The following is an 18,597-nucleotide window of genomic DNA, read 5'->3' on the forward strand; positions in this document are numbered from 1 at the left end:
TATAAAGTTATTCAAACTACAATTCAAATTTAGAAGCTTTGAATAACAGATACGTTGACATAATCTATGACTCTTGAAGAAGGATTAGAACTAATTCATAATTACAAGAAAGGACTTGAAAAATTCATAGAAACATTACCTGAACAATCAATTCAATTAGGCTCAGAAATGATTAAGACTCTCTTGATGACTTCTAAAAATGAGATTGCAAATTTGGTTGCAATAGAAAAAGCCCTTAAAAGAGAATCAAGATATGAATCTGGACTATCAGAATAATTTTTTTATTTACAATTTTTTTTATGTTTTCTTAGATCATCAAATGTATCAAATTCAGTTCCACAAACTCTACATTTTTCTTTTTTCTTATTATGAGCTTTTTCTTGATGCTTCTTTAATCTATCAGAATCAGAAAGAACGGTTCCACATTTTTTACATTTTAACTCGTCTTTACTAGATCCAAATAATCCCATGCTGAAAGTATTTGAATCTACTAGAAATAGTTTTTATGTTAAATGAATGAAAAATCTGTCTTATCTAATTATTCATCTAGAGTTTTTCGAGGTCTCGTACTGAGATAAAATGCATGAGTGCTAATGATAAAAGCCGCTAAAAATACTTTAGTTGCAAAAATCAAATTCCATGGCCTCTCAGGATCTGGATAAGCAATTGATAATTTATCAATATCAGGAATTACACCATCAATAATTCCAGCTGTTATCTGCGCATTTAATACCGTAAAATTGTATAGTACTTCATAAAGTGTTATAATTGAAAATCCCAACAACATTAACTGAAGTAGTGCCATTTTTGTACCTACAATCTTGTTTCCAGCTGTTCTTCTCCACCCAATTCTTGAAACACAATACCATCCAATTATTGTAGAAAAAAATATCCAAGTTGATACTCTTGCAAAATTTTCAAATGGAATAACTGTATTATGAATCGCTTCTCCCATCACATATGTTCCATTTTCAATCCATTCTATCATAGTTACATAAACTCCAAAAGCTAGTGATGTTACCATTATGAATCCACAAACATAGAAAATGTACAGATAAACTTTGTAACCAGAATCTGATTTCTCAAGATGTTGTGATTTCATAATGCCGTTTTGCCATTTTTGAAATATAAAAATTCATGTTATTCAATGAGGTTTATAGAGTAGTTATAGACAGGATCACTGTTGAAAATTGCAATTAATATTCCTCTAGTGGGTAAAGAAGAGATTATTGCAGTTACATCTATACTCAAAAATGGCGCTTTGACTTCAGCTGCCAATCATGGCGGTAAACACGTTCAAATCTTTGAAAAATCTGCGGCATCATTTGTAAAATCCAAATATGCTATTGCAGTTAACTCTGGTACTGCTGCTTTGCAAGCTGCACTATATGCGTTAGATGTAAAAAAAGGTGATGAGGTTTTAGTTCCATCATTTACATTTGTAGCAACTGCAAATGCAGTTATTTCAACAGGTGCTAAACCAGTCTTTGTTGATATTTTAAAAGAAAATTATACTATAGATCCAGATGATTTAGCAAAAAAAATTACAAAAAACACACGTGCAATAATTCCAGTTCATCTTTATGGAAATGTTGCACATGTAGAGCAACTCTCAGAAATTTCTAAAAAACACAATATTCCTATCATTGAAGACTCTGCTCAATCTTTAGGTTCTACTTACAAAGGAAAACATACAGGTACTTTTTTTGAAATGGGTTGTTACAGCATGTATCCTGCAAAAGTTATGACTGCTGGTGAAGGCGGTTTTATTGTAACTAACAATAAAAAACTTCGAGACAAATTATTGATGATTAGAAATCATGGAATGGTTCATGGATATGATACAAGAATATTTGGATTAAACTTACGATTACCTGAAATTAATGCTGCAATTGCAACTGTTCAGATGAAAAAGCTACCAAACTTTCTAAAAACTAGAAAAAGAAATGCTGATTTATTATCAAAACTGTTATCTGATCTTAAAATTATACTTCCTCATCAACGAAAAGGTGAAAATGTAAATTGGTATCTCTATACTGTTGCAACTAACAAACGTAATAAAATATTAAAAATATTAAATGAAAAAGGAATAGGTGCTGCATCCTATTATCCTATACCAGTTCATAAAACTCCCTTTTACAAATTAAAATCTAAACTCTCAATTACTGATTGGGCTGCATCTCGTGTTATTTCATTACCAATTCATCCCAAAGTAACTCAAAATAATATTGAATTTATTGCAAAAACTATTCATGATATTCTATGAATGCAATAGGTGAAATAATTGGAGAACTCTGTAAGGTCATTTTACCAATTCATGAGGAATTTTATCTAGGTAATCCAAATTCTTCAATAGCAATTTGTACTCTTTCGAGCATAAATTTACTCAAAAACTTTGCAAATCCCCAAATTCTAAACAATATTTCAATTGTAGGAAGACTACTTTCTGAAAATAAGGGAATTGATTCCATTATTGATTATGTGTACAAAAATCAAAAAATCACTACAATAATAGTCTGTGGAAAGGAGGTCTGGGGTCATAAATCTGGTCATTCATTATTCAAATTACATCAAAATGGAATTGATGAAAATAAAAGAATAATCAATTCAACTAGTCCAGATCCATATCTTACAACTTCAAAACATAAAATACAATATTTTCAAAACAATGTAAATCTTGTAAATTTAATCAATGAAACTAATTACGAAACAATTTTGAATAAAATCAAAATTATCTAATATCCATTTCTTTGCCTTTCTCTATTGATTTCATTTTTCTTTTTATATTCATCAAGAATGTCATCTGGAGTAAGATTAAGCTCAATTGATGCTTGAACGACAAAATGCCATATATCGATTAATTCTTCTCTAGCATCAGATTCATTAAATTCTGCTGGAGTTTTCCACCATTTCCAATTTGTTGTTCTCTGTAGTTCTACTGCTTCGTGCATTATTGCAGTACATAATGCAGAAACTCTTCCTTCAGTATCTTTTGGATATCTATCCAATTTCATCATGCTAGATAATCCTTTTTGAAGTCTGAATATTGTATCTAATCGATCTTTATCTGTTGTTTCTTGAGACAATGATAAATAATTTGAGAAATAATTGAACTTAAGTCTTTTTAGAATCGAATCATTTTTTCATATATCTTAACTCTTTTTGCAATATCCTCATTTTTGATTTTTAATAATCCTTCTAAACCATATTTTTCAACTGCAAAGGATCCCATAACATTACCATATACTACCGCTTTTTTAATTTCAGAAATATTAGTTGATTTTTTACTTGCTAAGTATCCAATCATTGCTCCAGCAAAAGAATCTCCTGCACCTGTAGGGTCTACCACATCTTCTAATGAAAAACCTGCGGTTGGAAAAATAACGTCATCATAAAACATCAAAGATCCATGCTCTCCTTTTTTAATAATTACGTATTTTGCTCCCCACTGCATCATCTTTTTTGCACATTTAATTAGATTGAACTCTTTTGTAAGGAGTTTAGCTTCTTCATCATTAATTACAACTGCATCAACAGCTTTTATCATTTTGATAACTGCATCTCTTTTAGTAGATATCCAAAAATCAATTGTGTCACACATTGAGAATTTTACCTTGTCGAATTCTTTGATTAATGATGTATTCTGTTCAGGATCATTATTTGCAAGATATACAAATTGAGATTTCTTGTATGATTCAGGTACAATCGGTTTAAAGTCTGCAAGTACATTTAATTCAGTTTTTAAAGTTGATCTTGTACTTAATGTATCATCATAGCGTCCATCATAACGAAATGTTTTACCATTTTTTATAGTCAATCCTTCCAAATTGAGATATTTTGATAAAATTTTGTGATGTTGTTTTGGAAAATCTTTTCCTACTACTGCAATTAATCCTGTATCTACAAAATTACTTGCTGATATTGCTGCAAATGTAGCTGCACCACCTAAAACATTTTTTAATGTTTTTTTTGGAGTTCTAATAGTATCTAATGCTGTAGAACCAAAAACAGTAAGCATTTGTGAAGAAATTAATCTTGATGTATAAATTCTCTTGCTTGTTCTTCTGTTGGATAAAACACAAATGGTACATCTAATGATGTTACAAACATATCATATTTTGTTACACCTGTAATCCTGACTGATACTGATTCTTCATTGGTATCTGAATCAGTGTGGAATGTACCTTTAACGTAACTGCTATCTAGTGGATGGAGTGTAAATGGCTCTAGCTTACCCTTCCCAATTATTTCATCGTTAGCAATTACAAAGAATTCAGTTTCACCTGCAGTTAACAATAATAATGAAGGATTTTCAAATTGTAATTCTACGTTATAGTTTGAACCACTTTCATTTTCATTCAATAATTCGCTTTGACTGATGCTAATTCCTATTTGTGATGCAGACGCATATTGTGAATAACCAAAAATACTCATACATAGTAAAAGTAGAATGATTATGCCTCCTTTCTTGGCCGTTTTCATGACTAATCCTTACAAAATTACATTTTAACTCAAAAGGAAAAAAATACCAATAGATTGTGTAAAAGTTTTGATCTAATCTTAAAGCTCCTTAGAGCTAGCAGAATAAATCAAAATTGTACAATTATTGAGCATTGGCAAGAATTAAACTCAAAATAGGAGAAAATGAGATTGAGGTTGACTCTAGAGACTTTTATGTTGATAACCAGACATTAGGAGAAATCATTGATAATCTTTCACAACATTTACCAGCTAATCAAGCAAGAATTGTATCTGAAACTGGTTCTATTCAAAACCCATCAGAAGATATCAGTCCAGCTCAATTTGGTCTGGAATATCTTGATGATGCTGAAGCATATGAGCCTGAATTTAATGAACCCAAATACATTACTGCACATGAAATTAAATCAAAATTAAGAATTTTAGAAACAAGTAAATTTTTTGAATCTCCAAGAACAGTAACTGAAACTGTTCAACAACTAAGAGAATACGGTTGGGCTGCTAGTCCATTAGATGTATCAAAAGCTTTAGCCAAAATGGCTTCTAACAAAGAAATCATGAAAAATTCTGAACAAAGTAGAACTCAGTACTTTACTCAGGAATCACTAATAGTTAACTAGAACAATAACCACATTTTTCACAATTAAAAAAAATTTCTCCATCTAGATGATCAAAGTGTGCATTACATTGTTTGCATGTATGATGCATGTCGAAATATCCGTCGTTTTCAATCTCTCCAATTCTATTTGATTCTAGATCTGTACTTTTGCATTTTATACAATGGCAACCACATTCAATTTTCATGATTTTTCTCCGATAATGTATGTATAGTTGAAATGCATATACAAATCATTGGAAAAGAAAAGGGAGATACCTTTAGAAATTGATGATCATTTCAAGCTTTTTGGAAAAGAACCATGGGAAGTAGACTATGGTGAGAAATGTGTAATCTGTAACGTTAGAATTGATGAATATGGATTTTGTTCTTGTGGTTCTAGTGGAGATTAAATTTTCTTATTAATGGAACTACAAGTATAATTAAAAATCCAACTGCCAAGGGGGCAATAATTGGAAATTCAGGAACAACTGTAGTGCCTATTATTGTAACGTCTCCTGCAGTATCTGGTCGTATGTTAACCCAAACATGAGTTCCATTGTTGATATATTCATGAAAATAGATTTTTTCATCATCATGAAACACTGCATATGGCCCCCACAATAATTCTAAAGGTATAACAGCAGTAACAAACTGATTATCGTCATTTACTCTGAAACTGATTCTTTTTGCTGGTTGACTAAATTCAAAATTTTCTATCTCAGCAAATGATATTATCTCCACTACAAATTTCTTTTCTTCCCAATTTACATATTCAATATTTCTGGGTTCATCAATTGAATATTCTAAAATCATTTGACATCCATGACATGTAAAAGCATTTTTCTCATCTAATAAAACAGGTTTTTCATTTATAAAAAATAATTTTACTTCTTTTGGTATTACAAAAGTTGTTGTCTCAAGATATCTAAAATCTAATGTCCAAAAACCATCTTTTAGAATCAATACATCATCAAGATCATATTTAACAAATAATTCTCCCTGATTTGGTAAAATTACTATGTGATCTGCTCCTTCTAAAACATCCATTGGTTCATGCCTGCCTATTTTATCAATGAATTCTACATTAGAAACAGTACCTTTAACAAATTCTAATTCTTGTGGTTCATTTGAGTTCCTAATCTGATGTACTACTTCCACATTTCCCTCATCATCAATTGTAACTTGAACTAATTTTTGACTAGCTGGATTAACAGAATCTGTTTGCGCACTAACTTGTGGTAAAGCTAGTACAAGTAACAACACTAGAAAACATGTAATTATATTGAAATTCATTTATTCCACAGTAACACGAAGCATTTGGACTTTTTCTAGTGGACAATCATTTCCATCTCTATTTTGTTTAACAATTTTATCTGCAATATCCATGCCTTCAGTCACTTCACCAAATACAGTATATTGTCTATCTAGAAATGTGCTATCAGAAGTAACTATGAAAAATTGTGAACCTGCACTATTCGGATCTTGCGCTCTAGCCATCGAAACTATCCCCCTTAAATGAGATCTTGAACTAAATTCAGCCTTGATATTATACCCAGGACCTCCCATTCCCCAAGAGCCTTTGTTGTTAGTTTTTGTATTGGGGTCTCCTCCCTGAATCATAAATCCTGGAATAACTCTATGAAAAAGCGTTCCATCATAAAACCCATCTTTAGCTAATTTTTCAAAACTTCGAACAGTTTCAGGAGCTAACTCAGGTAGAAGTTTAAATGATATGTTTCCTAAATTAGTTTGAATATTTGCTGTACTCATAAGAATAATTTTTTTAATACATCTTAATAGTCTTTTGCGAAACCTACTTGAAAAATTCCTATAGATATTTTCACAATATTGAATAATCCATAATAATCAGTACGGTTTTCGTTGATTGATTTATGCAGACTTTGATTTTTATTTTTTAAAATGTCTACATAGTTGAATTTATTGGATGTGACATTTTTTCCAATCTAAAGTTATAGTCTTATATAGAACAAATAAAATTTAAAATTCGTTGAATCGTACAAACCAAAGCACGATAATTAAAGAAGCGATTAATTCTTATCTTGACAAAGGGGTAACCGACAAGCAGGATATCTACACCAAAGTAGTTGATGAACTTGGAGTTCCAAGACCAACCGTAAGAAGAGTAGCAAGAGATCTAAGAACAGAACTATTGCAAAAAATCCAAATCTTACAATCTGACATGCCAAAAGCATCTGCTACCTCTGAAGAAGACGAATAAATTCGGCTCTTTTTTCTTTTTAATTATATTATTTTCTGGTTTTTAGCATTACCGTTATAAATAATGAAATTGTCAAATAATCATGGGATATTTCGGTAATCATTTAGCCACTTTAGTAACAGGAGTTTTTGCAGCAGTGCTAACTGGACTTTGGTCTTATTTTATTGATTTTGCTCCAATATTGAATTTTGTATTTATTATGGCAGTACCAATCACATGGTTTTTGACATTTACCTGTTGGATTTCTCAAAAAAGTGCAGACTATATGCATAATCACGCACCATCTCATAGTGAAAAAAAAAGCTTGAGTAATACACAAATCATTGAATCTACTGTAGGAAACCAAGTAAGTTTTTCAGAAATTAAAAAAATTCAAGATGAATTATCTGTAGAATTAAACAATGTAAAAGAATCTGTAAAACTCAAAGATAGTGAAATTGAAAGATTAAATCAAGAAATTTCAAACCTACAAACTCTTGTTCAAATTGAATCACTAAAAACTGAATTAACTAATCTCAAAATGCTAGCTTCTGGTAGAAAAACTAAGAGGAAATAGTTAATCTTTACAGTGACAACAAACAACACCGTGGGTATTCTTGCAACTAGGACAACTAACTGCTCCTCCAAAATGACATTTACATGAGCACAATTCTGTGGGATCTTTTTTTAGACTCATAGTATAATCTCTATATCATGTTAATATTTGACTCTTGCATTTTGAACCTAAATCAATCAAATAGTCTGTTTATTATAAATTCAAGAATGAGTCATTTCTAAATTGAAATCTTTGTAAATAACATGATTATTAATTAATAAATTTTCTAATACAAACTCATTGTATGATACCTTAATTTTCTAAATAGTTATATCCAAAAATAACTCTCGATATTAAGAATTCACTATTTTGAATAAGCATATGAAATAACAATACTATATAATTAATTAAAAAATCCTTGAAATCTTTAACTAAGCCTTTGTGATATTTTATTTCTAACCACATGTTTAATGAAATGTAATTAACAAATCATTGTTGATAAGCTTATTCTCAATGTTGATTGTTATTGAATGTAAAATGAATATCTATCAAATTAAAACAAAATGAGGCTAATTTTGATGTAATTTGGAAGCAATTTCCAACGTTTCATCCACCATCTGTTTTAATCTATTTTGAGTATCTACATCGGAAACAGCATTTTCAGTTATAGATTCTGTAGTTAGAAAAACTGCCTTTGGATTTGTTACTACTCTAAAATATGATAGTAACTGTGTAACTAATGTCTGAACACTAACAAAACCAATATTTCCAGCTGCTAAAATTGTAATCCCTGCCACTTTTCCTTCAGTTTTTTTATAGTTGATATATTCAAATAGATTTTTTAGTGCTGAACTAAAAAACGAATTATAAATTGGTGTTCCAATTAACCACACGTCTGCATCTATAATATCATCTACAGCGTTCTGTGTTGCTTCATTATATTTTTCATCTGGTCCTCTATAACATTCTATATTACCTTCAGAAAGATTGATTAATTTTGTATCTTGGTTTTTTGATTTTGTATATTCAAAAACGTATTTCATTATCACTTGCGTATTTGCATTTTTTCTCGGACTTCCAGAAATTACAACTATTTTCATATCTACAGCCATTTGTCTTTGTATTTAAATTTCCATAAACATTTACAATAAACGGGCTTGGAGGGCTTCGATCCCTCGACCTGTAACTTAGGAGGCTACTGCGCTATCCATGTTGCGCGTCAAATTGACTCTGCGCTACAAGCCCAGCAAAAAAAACATTCTTAATTATTTAAGCGTAATCAAGATTTTCTTTGATCATATTTTGAATAACTTTCCAACTTTCGTTTTCTTTATCATTCCATTTTTCAAAATAAACTACATCTTTCAACTCAAGTCTTGGTAACCAACCTTTAGTTTCAAGATCTGGTTTTTCTGCAAATTCATCAACATATCCTAAACACAAATACGCAACAGGAATAACATGTTCGGGTAATTCTAAAGTCTCTTTTAATATCTCATTTGATAAAATACTTACCCATCCAAGACCTACTCCTTCTGTTCTAGCTGACAGCCATAAATTTTGAATTGCACAACACACACTATAGAGACCTGCTTCTGGAATACTTGATCTTCCAATAACAAATGGACCAAATTTTGTAGGATCATAAGTTACACAAAGATTTACAGGCGATTCTAAAATTCCTTCTAGCTTGAATGAAAGATATTTTGATCTCTTTGGTTCTTCTACTAACTGAGATGAACGATTTTTTTCTTCTTCAAACGATTCTTTAATTTTCTTTTTTGTATCAATATCTTTTATTAAAATAAAATTCCATGGTTGAGAAAATCCTACAGACGGAGCGTGATGTGCAGCATGAAGAATTTTTGATAAAATATCATTTTCAATAGGCCTTGAGGTAAAATGAGATCTTACATCTCTTCTTGAATAAATTGCCTTATAGAAGCCTCTTTTTTCTTCGTCAGTAAAATTATCTGTCATTTCTTTTATGCCTTCATTCTTTGTATTCATTCTTTTGTTAAACGTTAATAATGTCAGCCTCTAATCTTGTACTTCAATGGGCCGGTAGTCTAGCTGGTTAGGATACTGCCTCGACACGGCAGTGATCGTGAGTTCGAATCTCACTCGGCCCACTTTAATTAATAACCCGTCTTGAAATCTTTGTCAGCTTCGCTCCACGAAGTCTGAGTAGTGATCCTTCCCTCAGCACTAAAACTGACAATTTTTTCATTTATTGCTTTTTCATAGCTTTCTGAATTTAATTCAGATTTACTTAATACGAATGTGTTTTTCAATGGAATTTCTGAACCTGTGTAAAACAATGCTCTTCCAGGTAACGCAATATCTGTAGTTGAATATAGTCCTGAGCCTAATAACACACCATCTCCATACAATTGATAATCAATAAGTGAGACAGTCAATGTCTTGTCACTTGGATTTTTAATTAGGAATGTCACTTCAAATTTTGCTTGATTATTTACTGTATTAACATCCATTAATTCCACATTTGTTAATCTAATCTCAACTTGATCAAGTCCTGCATTATCTAAACTAGCATAATATACAATTCCTCCCATTAAAGCTAAAACTCCAACTACGGCAGCATATACCGTTTTCTTATTTTGAAGTCCCATTTCACTGGTAACAGATTTGTACAACTAAAAAAGGTTGTCAAGATCCAAATACATAATATTTGATTTAAAACATCTTAATCTATGACTGCTTTAGAACAAGCAATTATCACATGGATTCATCTTGTTGCTGCTGCAATATGGGTCGGTGGCTCTCTATTCATTGGAATAGTATTCTCTCCACTTTTGAAAACGATGACAAATTCTATCGAAGAAAGAATGCAAATAATGATTCGTGTTGGAAGACGATTTAACAAAATTGCTGTTCCATCATTGATTATTCTAATGCTAACTGGTTTGTATACTTCACATGTGTTACTTAGTAAACCTGAACTACTTGTTGCCACAAGCTATGGGACATACTTAATTATCAAAATAATTCTTGTAATTGCATTAATTTTTGTTTATGTTATACATGTAAGAATAATTCGTAAGGATGTTGAAGAAAAAATTATGTCAAATCAAATGTCAGAATCTGAAATCCAAAAACTGAGAAAAAAAATTATCATTCTTGGAGAAATTACAGTAGTTTTATCAATAGCAATTCTATTTTTTGCATCATTGCTTGATGCTGGAGTTTGACACTCCTTCAATTATTATCTCATATCCGTCTTTTATTTTTCCAATTCCATATTTACAACCCGTAATTTTTGATGTAACAAACAAATTTGTCTCTAAATGTTTTGTGATCTTTCTGGTTTGAAATTTTGTTTTTCCATCACATAAACTTGCAGGAACCACTAACATGTCTGCTAAATTCTCATCTATTGAAGAACTTTCAATAAATTTCTTCAAATCTACTTCAAATTGTTGTGTTTTACTATTATACAATGCATCAATTCCTATTATTGAACTCTCATCAATACTACAAATTAACAAAGATGCACCTGAATCAATTGCTTCTTCGTTTTTAATCTCTGTATTTACAATAAAATTTGCATCAGTTAATTTTTCCCCAATCTCTTTGATTTTATCATCAATTTCTCTAAACGGTAATTTCGAATATGAACAAATTAATTCCACAATGTTTGTTTTTCTCTTTGAAAAAATTATTGCTTTTATTTTACTTGGATAAACTTGTAATTTAATTTCTCCACCTCCTTTTGGATAATAACCACGTTTAGTTAATTCAAGATCAAATTTAATTCCCATTCTTGAATATGCTTCTCTTAGAACATGTTTAGTATAATCAATTGAAGGACTCCAAAGTACATCTGTACCTCCTTTAATTGTCAACGTTAGTTTTTTTTGAGAAATTGCAATTACCGGAATCAAAACTTGTAAAATTAAAGCAATACTGCCAGCGGTTCCAACATCTTCAATTAATTCACCGTTTTCTATGTTTCCTGGAATAAATTTTAATTCAGTTGATCCTATTTTTGCGCCAATAACTTGAGCATTAGATATTTTTTTGAGAATATTTATTGCTGTAAGGTGTTGAGGTCTTAATCCGGGAATTTTTCTATTATTTCTTATATTTTCTACGTGAATTGGTTGTTTTGTAATACACGAAATTGTAATTGCCGAACGTATTATTTGCCCGCCACCTTCACCATACTCCCCATTAATTTTTAGAAAATTCATGTTCTTTCTTGACTGATACTCTTTATGATAGTTTTTTAAAAAGAAATTTTCTATGATTTGTATGAATGGCCTATTGATTGGTAGATTCCAACCTTTTCATTTGGGTCATCTTGAAGCATTAAGATTTGCACTATCAAAAGTTGATAAATTATGGGTAGGACTAGGAAGTTCTAACAAGCATATAGAAAAAAATAATCCGTTTTCAGCTGAGGAACGAGAACAAATGATTCTTTCTTCTATTGATGATTCAATGAAAGAAAGGATTTCAATTTATTTTATTCCGGATTTAGATAATCATGTTAAATGGATTGAAAAAATAGATACAATAGTTCCAAAATTTGATATAATTTTTTCAAATGATGAATTAACTAAACACCTATACTCTAAAAGAAATATTCAGGTAATTCCTATTCCTTTTTTGAATAGAGATTCCTTATCTGGTACTAAAATAAGAGATCTAATAGTTAGCGATCAAAAATGGGATGATCTTGTACCTCAAGGTACTAAAAATTTTTTAACAACCAATAGTGGTAAAGAGCGTTTAAAAAATCTCTAATTATAAATAAACCCCAAAATACAATGAGTGATAGATAACATATGGAATATCTTTCGATGCTTCCTGGTCCAACAAATGTACCTAATAGAGTAATGAGGGCAATGCTTGCACCTATAATTAATCACAGAAGTGATGATTTTGTTGAACTGTATACCGATGTAGTTGCTAAAACTCAACAAGTCTTTCAAACACAAAATGACATTGTAGCATTATCTGCATCAGGAACAGGCGCTGTTGAAGCAGGAGTAATTAATGTAGTTAAGAAAGGTGACAAAGTAATAATTCCAGTTAACGGAGAATTTAGTACTAGATTATCACAGTTAATTGAAGGTCAAGGTGCAAATGTAATAAAACTTCAAACTCCACCAGGAGAAAATGCATCTTTTGATCAAATCAAAGAAGCATTTGATAACAATAAAGATGTAAAAGCATTCTATGTTGTTCACAACGAAACTTCTACTGGAACAATGGTAAATTATCTTGATAAAGTCTCTGATTTGACTTCAAGAAATGATGCATTTTACGTTGTAGATTCAGTTTCATTACTTGGAGGAGCTGATCTTCAAGTGGATAAATGGAATATTGATGTATGCTTAACTGGTTCTCAAAAAGCAATTGCAGCACCTCCTGGAATTTCTCCAGTTTCTGTTAGTGCTAAAGCAAAAAAATACATGATTGAAAATCCTCCAGCAACACACTACTTCAATTTAGCAAGATATTTCAAATATTATGATGAGGAAAAACACACTCCTTTTACACCTGCACTTCCATTACTTTATGCATATAGAGAAGCATTGTCTGTAATGTTAGAAGAAGGACTACAAAATGTCTTTAAACGTCATAAAGTTTGTTCTGATTCATTATACTCTGGATTAAGTGCAATGGGTCTTACTCCATTTGCAAAAGAAGAAGACCGTTCAATCTCCATTGTTGCATTAAATTACTTGGATGGACTTGAAGATAAAACTTTTAGAAATACATTAGCTGACAAATTCAAAGTTTTAGTTGCTGGTGGTTTTGGTAATCTTAAAGGTAAAGTATTTCGAGTTGGATGTATGGGAGAAGTTAGTCCATATCATGTAATGAGAACTATTTCTGCAATTTCATCTACATTAGCAATGATGGGATATAATGTCGATGCTCAAGCGGGACTAAAAACTGCAGAAGAAAAACTAAAAGCTCTCTAAATCCTGTTAACTTAATATAAGGAAATTCGAGACCGATCACATTGACTTTCAATAAAGGTTCACTGATTCTAGTTGATTATACTGCAAAGGTAAAAGATACTGAAGAAATTTTTGATACCACTATTGAAGAAGATGCAAAAAAACATTCTATTCATGAACAGAATGTAAAATATCAACCAAAATTAGTTTCTATAGGCGAAGTTTCTTATCCTGTTCTCAAAGGTTTGGATGAAGCACTTGCTAAAACATCTGCTGGAGACAAACTTACAGTTGAAGTAACACCAGACAAAGGTTTTGGTGAACGAGATTCTGGCAAAGTCAGAATGATTCCTCTGAGAAAATTAGGTGAGGATGCAGAAAAAGTATCAGTAGGTGATACAATTGAAGTTGATAATAAACGAGGTATTATTCGCTTTATTGGTTCTGGTAGAGTTCAAATAGATTACAATCATCGATATGCAGGAAAAACAATTCTTTTTGATGTTAATGTAATAAAATCCCTTGAAACACCAAATGATAAAATTGATTCAATTCTTAAGAACAGATTACCTGTAGAAGATACAAAAATTGGGTTTGATTTAAAAGATAAAGAAGTTAGTATTATCATTCCTGAGGAAATTTTACGTGCAGATGGATTACAAATTATGAAACACTTCATTCAACTAGATATTTTTAAATTCATTCCAACTTTGGAAAAAGTAAGCTTTGTGGAAACACATATCAACAAACAAACTCAGGAAAAGAAACCTGAAACTAAAGAAAAAGCACCTGAACAAAAGACTGCTTAAATTAAATTAAATTACTCTAGTACTCTTTGCAAGATTTTTCGCTCTTCTTTCTGTCATCTGAATTTCTTTTAGAATTGTATATCTTTCAGGTCTCAAATCTTGTGCAATCATTAATGCATCGATAATTTGCTCTTCTGTTACTCCAATTTGTTTAGCAGTTGTAGGAGCTCCTACATCTTTTAATGTCTTAACAATTTTCCCCCAATCCTGACCTTGAAGTTTTGCAATCATTATTGCACCTATACCACATTTTTCTCCGTGTAATCCTTTTCCTGGTGCAATTTTATCTAATGCATGTGAAAATAAATGCTCAGCACCAGAACATGGTCTGCTACTACCAGCTATACAAGATGCAACTCCAGCACTGATAAGAGCTTCAACTATAACTCTTGCATCAAGTCCCTTTTTTGAATATTGACGTGATTTTGCCATTACAATCCTTGCACTCATAATTGCTAAATTTGCTGAATACCTTCCATAATACTCACCTGTTTTATCTCGTCCTAACTTCCAATCCTTTACAGCACTGATATTTGCTACTAAATCACCACATCCACTTGCAAGTAGTCTAGATGGTGCCTTTTTAATAATATCAATATCAACAAAAACCCCTAAGGGAGCAGTAGCAACAATCGAATGAGGCTTATCACTTTTTATTGAAACAAACGGACTAGCCATTCCATCATGCGATGCTGCTGTAGGTACACTAACAAATGGAATATCTAAATTGAAAGCAATTAATTTTGCAGTATCTACGGAACGACCCCCTCCTATACCTGCTATTATGTCACTATGATCTTTTTTTACATCTATCTGAATTTTTTTTAGATCTCTAATCTGATTGTCTTTTGATGTATGCCAAACAAATTTGATTTTCTTGATTTTTAATGATTTTTCAATTTTTTGTTTAAGAATTTTTTTTACATGAATTCCAGTGATTAAAGATACTTTTTTTGGTTTAGTTAGATTGTGAAGAAATTCTCCAAACTCATTAATGTTCTTTTCACCGATTACAATCTGCCTAGGCAGTTCCATTTTATGCGAAGCCATGCGATCCTGATTTTTTGTCATTATTTATGATTTCAAGGGATCAAAAAGTTATTTAAAAGGGTGAGATGCCATTTACTTTATCTTAATAGGTGTATTTTGTCAAATAACGTTGAAGAAAAAATTCTGCATGGGACTACCACAGTAGGTATCAAGGTTAAAGACGGTGTCGTATTATGTGCCGACATGAGGGCCAGTGCAGGCTATTTTATCGCAAATAACAATACTATGAAAATCCAACAAATCGATTTGCATGCAGGACTAACCTTAGCTGGAGGAGTTGCAGACGCACAAAATATTGTTGATATCTTACGTTACCATTCCAATCTTCACAGGGTTGAAAAACAAGGCCCAATCTCAATTCACTCTCTTGCAAGACTTTGTTCATTGATATTTCATCAAAACAGGGGCTATCCATTCATGGCTGATATCTTACTTGGTGGCTATGACGCAAATGGTCCTTCATTATTTAATGTCGATATGTTTGGTTCAGTAGAAGAGAAGTCATATGTTACAACTGGTAGTGGTTCTCCAGTAGCTTATGGTTTACTAGAAGAAGAATATAGAGAAGATCTTACAATTGAACAAGCAAAACAAGTAGCTCTACGAGCTGTTAAAGCTGCAATAGTTAGAAACATTGGTACAGGCGATGGAATTAACATCGCAGTTATGGATAAAGACGGTTTCCGTCTTTTGACTGATGAGCAAAAAAAAGCCGTCATCAAACTTTAGTGATTTAATGCAACGAAAATATCAAGAAAAAGAATTACCTCCTACTAGCCAGAATATAATGGCCACCATACTGCAAAGTATACCAAAGGAAGCAAGTGTCACAAAAATAGAATATGAAGGACCAAGAATTGCTCTCTATACAAACTCTCCACGATATTTAATGGAAAATAATGATACGATATCAAACCTTGTAAATATAATTAAAAAAAGAATTGTAGTTAGAACTGACGAGTCAATCAGAAAACCTGAAGATGAAGCTAGAAAAATTTTAGCAGACTTGGTTCCAAAAGAAGCAAATCTACAAAATACTATTTTTGATACAGCAACTGGGGAAGTTTCAATTGAAGCAAAAAGACCTTGGTTATTACAAAGAAACGCTGCTGAATTTAATCATGCTGAAGTAACAGAAAAAATAGGTTGGAGACTGCGTATTAGAAAAGCCACTACCATACCTTCACGTACCATACAAACAATTAATGCAACTCTAAAACAATCTTCTTCTGAAAGAAGTAAACAACTAAAACAAATAGGAGATGAGATTTTCAGGCCTAGATTATCCCAAAGAACCGAAGTGTCTATTTACACTCTTGGAGGATTTGGTCAAGTAGGAAGATCTTCATTATTACTATCTACTCCTGAAAGCAAGATCCTAATTGATTGTGGAATAAATCCAGGTGCACGTTCACCAATGGATGCCTTTCCAAGATTAGATTCACTTAACATTACATTAGATGAACTTGATGCTGTAGTTATTGGACATGCTCACTTGGATCATACTGGTTTCTTACCAGCACTGTGCAAATATGGATACAAAGGTCCAATCTATTGTACTGAACCAACATTGCCAATGATGAATCTAATACAACTTGATGCAATTAAGGTAGCATCTGCTCAAGGTAGAATACCAATTTACGCTGAACGAGACGTGAAGCAAATTATGAAACAAGCTCTTACATTACCTTATGGAACTGTAACTGATATTTCTCCTGACATTAAACTTGTTTTTGCTAATGCAGGTCACATACTAGGCTCTGCACTATGTCATTTTCATATTGGAAACGGTGATCATAACTTTGTTTATTCAGGCGATATTAAATTTGGTAAAAGTATCTTGTTTGAAGCTGCAAGTTGGAATTTTCCAAGAGTAGAAACATTATTGATTGAAAGTACATATGGTCTTAAAGAAGATATTCAACCTACTAGACAAGAAGTAGAATCCGCTTTTATTAATGCAGTAAACAATACTTTGGCAGATGGAGGTAAAGTTTTGATACCTATTCCAGCAGTTGGACGTGCACAAGAAATTATGATGGTAATTGATCATTACATGAAGTCAGGAGAAATGATTGAAGCACCTGTATTTACAGAAGGAATGATTTCTGAAGCATCTGCAATACATGAATCATATCCTGAATATCTAGCAAGAGAGCTTAAACAAAAGATTTTAGAAACTGATGACAATCCATTTGATTCTGAATACTTTACAAACATAGAACATGCAGATGCTAGAGAAGAACCTATGCGAGATAATTCACCATGTATTATTTTAGCTACATCTGGAATGCTAGAAGGTGGACCTGTTTTAGAATATTTCAAAAATATAGTGCCTGATAAAAAAAACAAAGTATTGTTTGTTTCTTACCAAGTTAATGGAACTTTAGGAAGACGAGTTCTTGATGGTTCAAAACAAGCAACAATGTTAGGCAAGGAAGGTAAAGTTGAAGTTGTGTCAATCAATTGTAGTGTTGAAAAACTTGATGGCTTTAGTGGTCACAGTGATTACAATCAGTTAATGTCTTTTGTACAAAAACTGAGACCAAAACTTCGTCGTGTATTAGTTAATCATGGAGAGCGAAAAAAATCAGAAAATCTTGCTATGAACATTAGACGAATGTATAAAGTACCTGCACATTATCCACAAGTTCAAGAAGCAATAAAATTATTTTAGATCGTATTCTGGTTTCCAGATCTTTATGCTAGATGGTGCAACTATGATTCTTTCTTCGCCCAATCTTGCAATTTCTGCATCAGCAGCTTTTGCAATAGAATACAATTCTTCAACTACTTTACGAAGTTGCTCTACATCTTTCTGAGCTAATGGCGTTACTCTTAAAATCAATATCATATCTTTTTTGATGTCTTCTTTGATAGAATGAACATCACTGATGTCTCTAATTGTTATGGCCTTCAGATATGTTGGATTTTCTTGTTTTTGCATCCTT

At 31.6% G+C, this 18,597-nt stretch carries 26 protein-coding genes and 2 tRNA genes; 14 read left to right on the plus strand and 14 right to left on the minus strand.

The window, feature by feature from the left end; all coding sequences use genetic code 11:
* Positions 1 to 66 precede the first annotated feature (66 nt).
* Entirely contained in the window at positions 67 to 276 is a 210-nt protein-coding gene (locus tag WDZ98_RS04170; RefSeq protein WP_368057233.1) for a hypothetical protein, read from the plus strand.
* A 5-nt stretch (positions 277 to 281) separates the two neighbouring features.
* Here the strand turns inward: WDZ98_RS04170 and WDZ98_RS04175 are convergent, their stop codons facing one another.
* Positions 282 to 470, minus strand: a complete 189-nt coding sequence (locus WDZ98_RS04175) for a C2H2-type zinc finger protein (RefSeq protein ID WP_368057231.1) — start codon at positions 468 to 470, stop codon at positions 282 to 284.
* A gap of 68 nt (positions 471 to 538) precedes the next feature.
* Entirely contained in the window at positions 539 to 1,102 is a 564-nt protein-coding gene (locus WDZ98_RS04180) for a hypothetical protein (RefSeq protein ID WP_368057229.1), read from the minus strand.
* An 81-nt stretch (positions 1,103 to 1,183) separates the two neighbouring features.
* Here WDZ98_RS04180 and WDZ98_RS04185 point away from each other — a divergent pair, with 81 nt between their 5' ends.
* Entirely contained in the window at positions 1,184 to 2,266 is a 1,083-nt protein-coding gene (locus tag WDZ98_RS04185) for a DegT/DnrJ/EryC1/StrS family aminotransferase (RefSeq protein WP_368057227.1), read from the plus strand.
* Positions 2,263 to 2,739: a tetrahydromethanopterin S-methyltransferase subunit A gene (locus WDZ98_RS04190; protein WP_368057225.1), complete on the plus strand. Its 477-nt coding sequence runs from the start codon at positions 2,263 to 2,265 to the stop codon at positions 2,737 to 2,739. Before WDZ98_RS04185 ends, WDZ98_RS04190 begins: the two co-directional genes overlap by 4 nt.
* Here the strand turns inward: WDZ98_RS04190 and WDZ98_RS04195 are convergent.
* From WDZ98_RS04195 to WDZ98_RS04205, 3 genes are read right to left on the minus strand one after another with little or no spacing between them, the layout of a single operon-like run.
* The gene (locus tag WDZ98_RS04195) at positions 2,736 to 3,086 is read right to left on the minus strand and encodes a dUTPase (protein WP_368057223.1); all 351 of its coding nucleotides are present in this window, start codon (positions 3,084 to 3,086) and stop codon (positions 2,736 to 2,738) included. The genes WDZ98_RS04190 and WDZ98_RS04195 overlap by 4 nt on opposite strands.
* A 38-nt stretch (positions 3,087 to 3,124) precedes the next feature.
* Positions 3,125 to 4,018, minus strand: a complete 894-nt coding sequence (locus WDZ98_RS04200; protein WP_368057221.1) for a PfkB family carbohydrate kinase — start codon at positions 4,016 to 4,018, stop codon at positions 3,125 to 3,127.
* 11 nt (positions 4,019 to 4,029) lie between these two features.
* The gene (locus WDZ98_RS04205) at positions 4,030 to 4,482 is read right to left on the minus strand and encodes a hypothetical protein (RefSeq protein ID WP_368057218.1); all 453 of its coding nucleotides are present in this window, start codon (positions 4,480 to 4,482) and stop codon (positions 4,030 to 4,032) included.
* Between the two features lie 131 nt (positions 4,483 to 4,613).
* Between WDZ98_RS04205 and WDZ98_RS04210 the strand changes: the two genes are divergently transcribed.
* Both WDZ98_RS04210 and WDZ98_RS04215 read left to right on the plus strand, forming a co-directional pair.
* Positions 4,614 to 5,099 carry a hypothetical protein gene (locus WDZ98_RS04210; protein WP_368057216.1) on the plus strand — a complete coding sequence of 162 codons (486 nt, stop codon included), beginning with the start codon at positions 4,614 to 4,616 and terminating at the stop codon, positions 5,097 to 5,099.
* A gap of 232 nt (positions 5,100 to 5,331) precedes the next feature.
* On the plus strand, positions 5,332 to 5,487 hold the full coding sequence (locus WDZ98_RS04215) for a hypothetical protein (protein WP_368057214.1): 156 nt from the start codon (positions 5,332 to 5,334) through the stop codon (positions 5,485 to 5,487).
* Here WDZ98_RS04215 and WDZ98_RS04220 read toward each other — a convergent pair.
* Together WDZ98_RS04220 and WDZ98_RS04225 are read right to left on the minus strand one after the other, a co-directional pair.
* Entirely contained in the window at positions 5,474 to 6,370 is an 897-nt protein-coding gene (locus WDZ98_RS04220) for a hypothetical protein (protein WP_368057212.1), read from the minus strand. The two genes, WDZ98_RS04215 and WDZ98_RS04220, sit on opposite strands and share 14 nt — an antisense overlap.
* On the minus strand, positions 6,371 to 6,847 hold the full coding sequence (locus WDZ98_RS04225; protein WP_368057210.1) for a peptidylprolyl isomerase: 477 nt from the start codon (positions 6,845 to 6,847) through the stop codon (positions 6,371 to 6,373).
* 238 nt (positions 6,848 to 7,085) lie between these two features.
* On the opposite strand from WDZ98_RS04225, the gene WDZ98_RS04230 reads away from it, so the two are divergent.
* Positions 7,086 to 7,316: a hypothetical protein gene (locus WDZ98_RS04230; protein WP_297594295.1), complete on the plus strand. Its 231-nt coding sequence runs from the start codon at positions 7,086 to 7,088 to the stop codon at positions 7,314 to 7,316.
* Between the two features lie 82 nt (positions 7,317 to 7,398).
* Complete coding sequence (locus tag WDZ98_RS04235; protein WP_368057208.1) at positions 7,399 to 7,872, plus strand: hypothetical protein; 474 nt, start codon at positions 7,399 to 7,401, stop codon at positions 7,870 to 7,872.
* A 548-nt stretch (positions 7,873 to 8,420) separates the two neighbouring features.
* Here WDZ98_RS04235 and WDZ98_RS04240 read toward each other — a convergent pair.
* From WDZ98_RS04240 to bluB, 3 genes are all read right to left on the minus strand, one after another.
* Positions 8,421 to 8,951, minus strand: a complete 531-nt coding sequence (locus tag WDZ98_RS04240) for an NADPH-dependent FMN reductase (protein ID WP_368057206.1) — start codon at positions 8,949 to 8,951, stop codon at positions 8,421 to 8,423.
* A 52-nt stretch (positions 8,952 to 9,003) separates the two neighbouring features.
* Positions 9,004 to 9,096, minus strand: a tRNA-Arg gene (locus tag WDZ98_RS04245).
* A gap of 24 nt (positions 9,097 to 9,120) precedes the next feature.
* Complete coding sequence (bluB, locus tag WDZ98_RS04250) at positions 9,121 to 9,831, minus strand: 5,6-dimethylbenzimidazole synthase (RefSeq protein WP_368057464.1); 711 nt, start codon at positions 9,829 to 9,831, stop codon at positions 9,121 to 9,123.
* Between the two features lie 78 nt (positions 9,832 to 9,909).
* On the opposite strand from bluB, the gene WDZ98_RS04255 reads away from it, so the two are divergent.
* A tRNA-Val gene (locus WDZ98_RS04255) sits at positions 9,910 to 9,983 on the plus strand.
* A 6-nt stretch (positions 9,984 to 9,989) separates the two neighbouring features.
* On the opposite strand, the gene WDZ98_RS04260 is transcribed toward WDZ98_RS04255, so the two are convergent.
* On the minus strand, positions 9,990 to 10,484 hold the full coding sequence (locus WDZ98_RS04260) for a hypothetical protein (protein ID WP_368057204.1): 495 nt from the start codon (positions 10,482 to 10,484) through the stop codon (positions 9,990 to 9,992).
* Positions 10,485 to 10,565: 81 nt separating this feature from the next.
* Between WDZ98_RS04260 and WDZ98_RS04265 the strand changes: the two genes are divergently transcribed.
* Entirely contained in the window at positions 10,566 to 11,063 is a 498-nt protein-coding gene (locus WDZ98_RS04265) for a CopD family protein (RefSeq protein ID WP_368057202.1), read from the plus strand.
* On the opposite strand, the gene rtcA is transcribed toward WDZ98_RS04265, so the two are convergent.
* On the minus strand, positions 11,040 to 12,065 hold the full coding sequence (gene rtcA / locus WDZ98_RS04270) for an RNA 3'-terminal phosphate cyclase (RefSeq protein ID WP_368057200.1): 1,026 nt from the start codon (positions 12,063 to 12,065) through the stop codon (positions 11,040 to 11,042). The genes WDZ98_RS04265 and rtcA overlap by 24 nt on opposite strands.
* Positions 12,066 to 12,126: 61 nt before the next feature.
* On the opposite strand from rtcA, the gene WDZ98_RS04275 reads away from it, so the two are divergent.
* The 3 genes from WDZ98_RS04275 to WDZ98_RS04285 are packed head-to-tail and all read left to right on the plus strand — an operon-like array spanning position 12,127 to position 14,596.
* On the plus strand, positions 12,127 to 12,621 hold the full coding sequence (locus WDZ98_RS04275; protein WP_368057198.1) for a nicotinamide-nucleotide adenylyltransferase: 495 nt from the start codon (positions 12,127 to 12,129) through the stop codon (positions 12,619 to 12,621).
* A 41-nt stretch (positions 12,622 to 12,662) separates the two neighbouring features.
* Complete coding sequence (locus WDZ98_RS04280; RefSeq protein ID WP_368057196.1) at positions 12,663 to 13,808, plus strand: alanine--glyoxylate aminotransferase family protein; 1,146 nt, start codon at positions 12,663 to 12,665, stop codon at positions 13,806 to 13,808.
* Between the two features lie 41 nt (positions 13,809 to 13,849).
* The gene (locus WDZ98_RS04285) at positions 13,850 to 14,596 is read left to right on the plus strand and encodes an FKBP-type peptidyl-prolyl cis-trans isomerase (protein WP_368057194.1); all 747 of its coding nucleotides are present in this window, start codon (positions 13,850 to 13,852) and stop codon (positions 14,594 to 14,596) included.
* 6 nt (positions 14,597 to 14,602) lie between these two features.
* Here the strand turns inward: WDZ98_RS04285 and WDZ98_RS04290 are convergent, their stop codons facing one another.
* Positions 14,603 to 15,667: a sn-glycerol-1-phosphate dehydrogenase gene (locus WDZ98_RS04290; RefSeq protein WP_368057192.1), complete on the minus strand. Its 1,065-nt coding sequence runs from the start codon at positions 15,665 to 15,667 to the stop codon at positions 14,603 to 14,605.
* Between the two features lie 75 nt (positions 15,668 to 15,742).
* On the opposite strand from WDZ98_RS04290, the gene psmB reads away from it, so the two are divergent.
* Positions 15,743 to 16,375, plus strand: coding sequence for an archaeal proteasome endopeptidase complex subunit beta (psmB, locus tag WDZ98_RS04295; RefSeq protein ID WP_368057190.1), 633 nt, complete (start codon positions 15,743 to 15,745; stop codon positions 16,373 to 16,375).
* Positions 16,376 to 16,382: 7 nt separating this feature from the next.
* A complete protein-coding gene (locus tag WDZ98_RS04300) occupies positions 16,383 to 18,323 on the plus strand; it encodes a beta-CASP ribonuclease aCPSF1 (protein WP_368057188.1) in 1,941 nt (646 codons plus the stop codon).
* Here the strand turns inward: WDZ98_RS04300 and sepF are convergent.
* Positions 18,315 to 18,593, minus strand: coding sequence for a cell division protein SepF (gene sepF / locus WDZ98_RS04305; protein WP_008298573.1), 279 nt, complete (start codon positions 18,591 to 18,593; stop codon positions 18,315 to 18,317). The two genes, WDZ98_RS04300 and sepF, sit on opposite strands and share 9 nt — an antisense overlap.
* Positions 18,594 to 18,597: the final 4 nt, after the last annotated feature.

The sequence above is a fragment of the Candidatus Nitrosopumilus sp. genome, from assembly GCF_040878665.1.
Taxonomy (GTDB): Archaea; Thermoproteota; Nitrososphaeria; order Nitrososphaerales; family Nitrosopumilaceae; genus Nitrosopumilus.